This is a genomic window from Candidatus Methylomirabilota bacterium, from assembly GCA_036002485.1.
Taxonomy (GTDB): Bacteria; Methylomirabilota; Methylomirabilia; order Rokubacteriales; family CSP1-6; genus AR37.
Window position 1 is genome coordinate 1 of sequence record DASYTI010000011.1, and the last position, 7,422, is coordinate 7,422.

A 7,422-nucleotide genomic window follows, 5' to 3' on the forward strand; every position below is an offset into this window, starting at 1 on the left:
ATGAAGGCCTACGGGCTGCTCCTGGCCGACGATCCCGCCTGGCGAGAGCGGGCGCAGCGCTTCTCGGAGCACGTGCGCGACCTGGCGGAGTTTCTGGCCGCCGAGCCCTTGCGCGGACCTCTTGGCCGCGTCGAGAAGACCGTGACCTATCACGATCCGTGTCATATCGTTCACGGCCAGAAGATCAGCCGGGAGCCACGAGCCCTGCTCGCTCAGATTCCCGGACTCACCGTCGTGCCCCTGGCCGAGGCTGATTGGTGCTGCGGCTCGGCCGGGACGTACAACCTGACCCAGCCGGAGATGGCGCAGCGCCTGCAGGCGCGCAAGGTGGCCAATGTCCGCGCCACGGGCGCGCAGGCCGTCATCACCGCCAACCCTGGCTGCATCATCCAGATCGCCCAGGGCCTGGCCGCCGAGGGCACGCCCATCCAGGTTCTCCACCTGGCCGAGATTCTCGACGAGGCCTACCAGGCCGCCCCTCACCCTAGCCCTCTCCCCAAAGGGGAGAGGGACACAGAAAGCACGGCCTCCGTTCAACAGAAATCCTCTTCTCCATCGGAGAAGGGGTAGGGGAGATGGACACACAAAGCAGGGCCCCCGATCAACAGAATCCCTCTCCCCCATTGGGGGAGAGGGCAGGGTGAGGGGGAGATGTCGCGCACTCGAGTTTTGGATCTGGCCGCCCTCCCCCCGGGCGGCGTCGAGCTCCTCGTCTTCCGCGGGATAGACGTGGCGCTCTTCAGGCGCGGAGACGAGATCTTCGCCATCGGCAATGAGTGCGCCCACAAGGGTGGCAATCTCTGCGATGGCCGCGTGGAGGGCGATATCGTCACGTGTCCGTTACACGGCTGGGAGTTCGACCTGCGCTCCGGCGTCTGCATGACCATTCCCGGCGAGGCGGTGCCGCGCTTCGCCGTCACCGTGGACGATGGCGGCATCTACCTCGAGGACTCCGCGTGAAGGACGCCACGCCCCAGGAGCACAAGGCCCACGCCCCCGTGTCCGTCGGCTGCTTCGTGCTGACCATCTCGGACTCGAAGACCCCCGACACCGATACGAGCGGGACGCTGATCCGCGAGCTCCTCACCGCGGCCGGCCATCGCGTAGCCGGGCACGCCATCGTGCGCGACGAGCCCGCGCAGGTGACGGCGGTGATCCGTTCCGGGTGCGCCGCGCCCTCCGTCGAGGTCTTCATCCTCACGGGAGGCACCGGCATCACCAAGCGCGACTCGACCTTCGAGGCCGTGGAAGCCATGCTGGACAAGCGCCTGAGCGGGTTCGGCGAGCTCTTCCGGATGCTCTCCTACAAGGAGATCGGCCCTGCGGCCATGCTGTCCCGTGCCCAGGGTGGAGTCGTCCAGGGGCGCGTGCTGTTCTCCCTGCCGGGCTCGCCGAATGCCTGCCGGCTTGCCCTCGAATCGCTCATCATTCCCGAGCTGGGCCACCTCATCCGAGAGGTCAATCGATAGGGGTGTTCGCGGCAGGCTGTTATACTCTGAGGACTCGCCCGGGATTCTCCCGGGCTGCCCGACCCCGGACCCACGGAGGAGTCGCAATGCCCAGCTACACCGTTCGGACTCTCCTGATCCTCTTGCTCTGTCTCCTGGTCGCCGTCCCCGCGGCGGCTCAGTCAAAAGCTCCTTCGGGCCCCATGTGGTCGGAGAGCCCGAAAGCCCAGATTCCCGCCGACATCGCTCGGCTCAACAACCACATGAATGGCGTGATCGAGCAGCTCAAGCCCGCCCTCGTCCAGGTCCGGGTTCGTCGCGCCGTCGAGACGCCCACCGAGGGCGAGACGCCGTCCACGCCCGAAGAGCGTCGCATCACCGGCTCGGGCTTCATCATCCGGCCGGACGGCTACATCGTCACCAATGCCCACGTGGTGAGCGATGCGGAGAAGATCCAGGTCAAGCTGTCGGACGGCCGGCGTCTCGACGCCAAGCTGATCGGGCAGGACGACCGCGTCGACCTGGCCCTCGTCAAGATCGAGGCCACCGGGCTGCCCGTGGCCATGCTGGGCGACTCCAATCGCCTCCGGGTCGGCGAGTTCGTCCTGGCCATCGGCAATCCCTTTGGCCTCGAGCAGACGGTGTCGTTCGGCATCGTGAGCCGGAAGGGCGCCCCGCTTCAGGCCGCCGCCCCGGGCTTCGATTTCATCCAGACGGACGCCGCGGTCAATCCCGGCAATTCCGGCGGCCCGCTCGTCAACATGGCGGGCGAGGTCGTGGGCGTCAATAGCATGGCCGCCCGCAACGGCACCATCGGGTTCGCCATTCCCATCAATCTCGTCAAGGGGCTGCTCCCACAGCTGGCCTCGTCCGGGAAAGTCCAGTGGGGCTGGCTCGGAGTGGCCATCGCCGAGATCGGTGACGAGGACTTGCCGAAGTACGGGCTCAAGGAGCCCCGCGGCGTCCTGATCCGCAGCGTGGTGGCCGGCCAACCCGCCGACCAGGGCGGCGTCAAGCCCGAGGATGTCGTGCTCGCCGTCGATGGCGCGTCCATCGAGGGGCCGCGCGATCTCCAGCGCATCATCGCGAGCACGCCGGTGGGGCGCGCGGTCAAGCTCTTCGTCATGCGCGGCGGCAAGGAGACCGAGCTCTCCGTGACCGTCGGCGCCTACAAGGCGGAGCTGGCTCAGCCGTCGCGGCCACCCCGCCCAGCGCCCGCGCCCAAAGCGCCGGCGCCCAGGATCCCGGCACCCGAGACCGCTCCCCCTCCCAAGTAAGCATTGCCCCCTCACCCACTCAGCACTCGCCTCGCCGCTTGAGACGAGCGTCTCAGCTCGAACGGCGGCCCTCTCCCCCGATGGGGGAGAGGGATCCGAATTGCTTGTGCTCTTCGCGGTGTCCGGACTGTCTTTGAATCCCTCTCCCCCACTGGGGGAGAGGGCAGGGTGAGGGGGTCGGGTCTTCGCGCATAGTCCGCGCTAGATCCCTCGCGCTTTACGACCGCCAAGTCGCCTGCTAGGATGCCCGCGCCATGCGCGCCGTCCTCCTCGGCACGGGCTCGCCGCCGCCAAATCCCAAGCGCCGCGGACCCGCCACGCTCCTGACCCTGGGCGAGGAGCGATTCCTCGTCGACGCCGGCTCTGGAGTCGGCGCTCAGCTTGTCCAGGCCGGCGTGCGGCCCTACGAGTGGCCGCGCGTGCTCATCACGCATCACCACTCGGATCACATCATCGACCTGGGTCATCTCCTCATCACGCGCTGGATCAGCGGGCAGAACGCGCCCTTCGAAGTGTGGGGGCCCGCGGGCACCAACCGGCAGATGGACAAGCTGCTCGACTACCTCGACTGGGACATCGAGATCCGCCGGCATCACATGGTCAAGCGGGACCGCCCGACCGTGCGCGTGACGGAGATCGAGGAGGGCAAGATCTTCGAGGTGGGCGGGGTCACGGTCAGCGCCTTCACCGTGGACCACGATCCCGTCAAGCCGGCCGTCGGCTATCGCTTCGAGGGCGGCGGGCGGCGCGTCGCCATCTCGGGCGATACGCGCCCGTCCGAGAACCTCATCCGCTGGAGCCGTGGCGTGGACTGCCTCATCCACGAATGCTGCGAGATGACCAAGACCACCTGGACTCCGGACTGCGGCTGGCCCTCGCTGGAGGATAAGATCCGCGGCCTCGCCTCGTATCACACGCAGCCGGAGGACATCGGCCGCGTCGCCCAGGCCGCCGCTCCCGCGAAGCTCGTCATCACCCACATGATGCCCGGTTCCGTACCCGCCGAGCTCGAAGCCGCGGCGCGCCGCCACTTTTCGGGAGCCATCACGGTGGGCGAGGATCTCCTCGAAGTCTGAGCTGCCTCTCTCCATCCCTCTCCCCCATCGGGGGAGAGCGCCACCTTCATGCATCCCTCTCCCCCATCGGGAACAGGGCCTTCCCTTCCTGCATCCCTCTCCCCCATCGGGGGAGAGGGCAGGGTGAGGGGGCAGCTGTGAGCAGCCTGACGGTTGGACGACCGCTAGGCTCGAAGCGCAGCCAGAATGGCACGCGCTTCGGGGCTGCCGAGATCGGGCACGGGTGTATAGGTCATGCCCGAAGTGATGCCCGCGCCTGTTTCCCACTCGGCGGCTGCGTCCTCGAGAACATCCTCGACGGTCAGGTCGAACCGCGCCAGCTCTCCGATGCGAAGCGGCGCTCCAGAGGCCCGACATTTGATGTAGATGGTTTGCTCGGGTTCGACCACCATCAGGGTGGCGGCGCCCCGCTCCTCGAGATTCTTGGCCGTGCGGCTCCGGATCCCGATGGCGACACAGAGCCGCGTCGGCGAGAGCGCCAGCACCTCGAGATAGCCGCAGAGCATCGGGTGCGGCCGACCCTCGGCATCCACGGTCATGAGGGCGAGGGCGCGGCCGAGGAGCGGGCGAAGATCAGACTGAGAGAATCGCTCGACGAGGGCCGCAGGCAGGGCGGCGCCCAGGCTCCGGGCCATTACTTGGCGAGGTGCGCCTTGAGGAAGCGGAGGATCTGCTTCTCCGAGTCCCCGTGCGCGGCCGGATCGTACTGAATCGTGGCGCCCTTGCCGCGGCGTGCGTCGGGCACGAAGACGATGCCGCGCACCTCCGCGCCATCGAAGTGGTGCCTGGCCTCCGGATAGATTACCGCGGTGACGTCACGCCCGGCCGCTCTCGAGTTGTCCGCCAGCGGTTGACAGGGCGCCGCCGGCGTCCAGTCATCCTTGCCGCCGGTCAGTATCAGGATGGGCGCCGTGCCCGGCAGCGTGCGGCGTCCGCCGCAGCCGGGGTAGAAGGCGATGAAGCCCCGGAGCGCGATCTCCGGATGCGCGTCTTCCCTCACGGCGGCGGCGAGGACGGTCCAGCCGCCATGCGAGAAGCCGATGGCCGCGATGCGCTGGCCGTCGATAGCCCCGAGCGTCTTCAGATACCTGGCCGCGGCATACACATCGGGGGCCCGCATGGCTCCGGTGAGCGGAGCGGGATCGCCGCAGAGCCGGCGCAGACGCCGCCCCGTGAAGCTATCGAGGGCGAAGGCCGCGTAGCCATTGTGAACGAGCCAGTACGACCATTCCCTGATATTGCGGCCGATGCCGCCGCAACCGTGCAGGAGGATGACGGCCGGGAAGGGGCCGGGGCCGCGCGGGAGAGACAGATCGCCGGAGAGCGTGGCATTCGCGGGCGACGTGACGTCCAGGGAGTGAAATTCCGCGCGCGCGGGCGCGAGCCAGAGCGTGACGAGCATGGCCACCCCGATCCCCGCGCGCCCCGGACTCACGAGTGGCGAGTATAGACCTGGGTTGCTCTGCCCGCCAAGGTTCGGTATGGTCCGTGAGTGATGCGCGCTCTCGTCATTGGCGCCTCGGGACAGGTGGGCGCCTCGCTGCTGTCCGTGTTACGCGCGCGCGGCCACGAGGGGCAGGGCACTCACGGTACGCATCCCGTCCCGGGGCTCGCCCCTCTCGATATCACCGATCACGCCGCCGTCGAGCGCTTGATCGCCTCATCGCGTCCGGACTGGATCTTCTGCCCCGCCGGCCTTTCGCACGTGGACTACTGCGAGGACCATGCCGACGAGGCCTTTGCCATCAACCGCGACGGGGTGCGCGCGGCGGCTCGCGCCGCCGAGGCGACGGGCGCGGGCTTCGTCTTCTACTCGAGCGACTACGTCTTCGACGGCGTGGGCGGGCCCTTCAGCGAGACCGAGGCCCCGCGGCCCCTCTCCGTCTACGGGCGCAGCAAGTGGGAGGGCGAGCAGGCGGTGCTGGCGGCCTGCCGCCGCGCCGTCGTCATCCGCACGAGCGTGGTCTATGGCCCCGAGGGCCAGGAGAAGAACTTCGTCTACCAGTTGATCCGCGCCTGCCGCTCCGGCCAGGGCTTCCGCCCCGCCGTGGATCAGCGCGCGAGCCCGTCCTACAATCCCGATGTCGCCGCGGCCAGCGTGGAGCTGGCCGAGCGTGAGCTGCTAGGCCTCTGGCACGTGGCGGGCTCCGAGACACTCGACCGCTACGCCTTCGCTCTGCTCGTCTGCCGGGAGTTCGCCCTGGACGGCTCCAAGCTCACGCCCGTCAAGACGGCCGAGCTCAGGCAGAGGGCCGCCCGTCCGCTCGACGGAGGGTTGGACGTGCGCAAAGCTCAGGCTTCCCTGCGCACCCCGCTGCGCGGCTCCGCCCAGGGCCTCGCGGCCATGCATCGCGAGATCGGCGGCTGACCTCACGTTGACCATGGTAGAAAGCTGAAGTAGAGTAAGCCCTTGGCTGTCGTCCCGGGACGGTGACCGTAGCTCAATTGGTTAGAGCACTGGACTGTGGCTCCAGGGGTTGAGGGTTCGATTCCCTTCGGTCACCCCAATCTTTGGAACCGGTCGAGCAGATTGCGCGCCCATAGCTCAGCTGGATAGAGCGTTAGCCTCCGGAGCTAAAGGCCAGAGGTTCGAATCCTCTTGGGCGCACCATTTCCGCCGTGGTGGCACCCGCGCATGCGGGCCGTTAGCTCAGTTGGTAGAGCAGCTGACTCTTAATCAGCGGGTCGGAGGTTCGAGTCCTCCACGGCCCACCAATTACGACGGGCACTTCCAGAACAGCGGGAGTGCCCGCTGTCGTTCTGGTGCGAATCACGGTGCTACTCCGCTCCGGCCACCGGTGCAGCCTCGACCACCCTCGCGCGGGTCGCGAGGCGCTCAATCGCCTCGCGGTGGTGAGCCGGGGAGAGGTGAGCGTACCGCTGAACCATCGCCAGACTCTTCCATCCGCCGAGATCCTTGATCGCGAGGAGATCCACGCCCTCCATCGCCAGCCGCGAGGCGAAGGTGTGTCGGAGGTCATGGAAGCGAAAATCGTCGATCTTGGCGGCGCGCACGGCCGCTAGGAAGGTCTTTCTCGCCCACCGGAAGTCACGCGTCCCGACAGTGTTGGGGAATAGGAAAAATGAACTGTCTAACGTTCGCGGGAGCCGAGACAAGATGCCCCGGACGTCCGACGTCATCGGGACATGCCGCGCTTCTCCGTTCTTCGATCGGAGGATTGTCAGCACGCCGGCTCGGAGATCCACGTCCTTCCAGCGGAGACCGAAGAATTCGGACTTGCGAAAACCTGTCTGGAGCAGGATGGTCACCCGCTGACGATCGGCCTCGGTTGGCAAGGCCGCCATGAGGCGCCCTTCTTCCTCGTCGGTCAGGTAGCGCACTCGGCCAGACGGCTCGCGAAGTAACTTGATCTTGCTGACCGGGTTTCTTTCTGTCTTGCTGTCGCGGATGGCTACGTTGTAGGCGTGCTTGAGGAAGGCCAGCTCGCGGTTGACAGTCGCCGGCTCGACTAGCTGGGCGCGCTCTGTCTTGACGCGCTCGAGGTCCGCCGGCGTGACCTCTTCGAGCAGCCGGGCCCCAAACCGCTCCGCCCACATGCGACCGTAGCGCGCATCGTCGCGGTAGGAACGCTTGTAGGCGCGGGCTGCTGCTAGGTACTC

9 protein-coding genes and 3 tRNA genes are annotated in these 7,422 nt (G+C 67.6%); 9 read left to right on the top strand and 3 right to left on the bottom strand.

Annotated elements, in window-relative coordinates:
* From VGT00_01500 to VGT00_01520, 5 genes are all read left to right on the top strand, one after another.
* Positions 1 to 570 (top strand): heterodisulfide reductase-related iron-sulfur binding cluster (locus VGT00_01500; GenBank protein ID HEV8530075.1); only part of this gene is annotated, 570 nt, incomplete at its 5' end.
* 81 nt (positions 571 to 651) lie between these two features.
* The gene (locus tag VGT00_01505) at positions 652 to 960 is read left to right on the top strand and encodes a Rieske (2Fe-2S) protein (GenBank protein ID HEV8530076.1); all 309 of its coding nucleotides are present in this window, start codon (positions 652 to 654) and stop codon (positions 958 to 960) included.
* A complete protein-coding gene (locus tag VGT00_01510; GenBank protein HEV8530077.1) occupies positions 957 to 1,469 on the top strand; it encodes a molybdenum cofactor biosynthesis protein B in 513 nt (170 codons plus the stop codon). Before VGT00_01505 ends, VGT00_01510 begins: the two co-directional genes overlap by 4 nt.
* A gap of 86 nt (positions 1,470 to 1,555) precedes the next feature.
* Positions 1,556 to 2,725, top strand: coding sequence for a trypsin-like peptidase domain-containing protein (locus VGT00_01515; protein ID HEV8530078.1), 1,170 nt, complete (start codon positions 1,556 to 1,558; stop codon positions 2,723 to 2,725).
* A 254-nt stretch (positions 2,726 to 2,979) separates the two neighbouring features.
* On the top strand, positions 2,980 to 3,801 hold the full coding sequence (locus VGT00_01520) for an MBL fold metallo-hydrolase (GenBank protein HEV8530079.1): 822 nt from the start codon (positions 2,980 to 2,982) through the stop codon (positions 3,799 to 3,801).
* Between the two features lie 164 nt (positions 3,802 to 3,965).
* On the opposite strand, the gene VGT00_01525 is transcribed toward VGT00_01520, so the two are convergent.
* Together VGT00_01525 and VGT00_01530 are read right to left on the bottom strand one after the other, a co-directional pair.
* Complete coding sequence (locus tag VGT00_01525; GenBank protein ID HEV8530080.1) at positions 3,966 to 4,436, bottom strand: pyridoxamine 5'-phosphate oxidase family protein; 471 nt, start codon at positions 4,434 to 4,436, stop codon at positions 3,966 to 3,968.
* A complete protein-coding gene (locus VGT00_01530) occupies positions 4,436 to 5,236 on the bottom strand; it encodes a dienelactone hydrolase family protein (protein HEV8530081.1) in 801 nt (266 codons plus the stop codon). The genes VGT00_01525 and VGT00_01530 overlap by 1 nt, the downstream gene beginning before the upstream one ends.
* Positions 5,237 to 5,296: 60 nt before the next feature.
* Between VGT00_01530 and VGT00_01535 the strand changes: the two genes are divergently transcribed.
* The 4 genes from VGT00_01535 (at position 5,297) to VGT00_01550 (ending at position 6,516) form a co-directional block, all read left to right on the top strand.
* A complete protein-coding gene (locus VGT00_01535; GenBank protein HEV8530082.1) occupies positions 5,297 to 6,169 on the top strand; it encodes an SDR family oxidoreductase in 873 nt (290 codons plus the stop codon).
* 62 nt (positions 6,170 to 6,231) lie between these two features.
* A tRNA-His gene (locus VGT00_01540) sits at positions 6,232 to 6,308 on the top strand.
* A 27-nt stretch (positions 6,309 to 6,335) separates the two neighbouring features.
* A tRNA-Arg gene (locus VGT00_01545) sits at positions 6,336 to 6,412 on the top strand.
* 28 nt (positions 6,413 to 6,440) lie between these two features.
* A tRNA-Lys gene (locus VGT00_01550) sits at positions 6,441 to 6,516 on the top strand.
* A gap of 63 nt (positions 6,517 to 6,579) precedes the next feature.
* On the opposite strand, the gene VGT00_01555 is transcribed toward VGT00_01550, so the two are convergent.
* Positions 6,580 to 7,422: site-specific integrase (locus VGT00_01555; GenBank protein ID HEV8530083.1), on the bottom strand; the 843-nt coding region annotated here is incomplete at its 5' end.

Coding starts and splice junctions, on each gene's coding strand:
- VGT00_01515 (HEV8530078.1), top strand. CDS start 1,556: ATGCCCAGCTACACCGTTCGGACTCTCCTGATCCTCTTGCTCTGTCTC.
- VGT00_01525 (HEV8530080.1), bottom strand. CDS start 4,436: ATGGCCCGGAGCCTGGGCGCCGCCCTGCCTGCGGCCCTCGTCGAGCGA.
- VGT00_01535 (HEV8530082.1), top strand. CDS start 5,297: ATGCGCGCTCTCGTCATTGGCGCCTCGGGACAGGTGGGCGCCTCGCTG.
- VGT00_01505 (HEV8530076.1), top strand. CDS start 652: ATGTCGCGCACTCGAGTTTTGGATCTGGCCGCCCTCCCCCCGGGCGGC.
- VGT00_01520 (HEV8530079.1), top strand. CDS start 2,980: ATGCGCGCCGTCCTCCTCGGCACGGGCTCGCCGCCGCCAAATCCCAAG.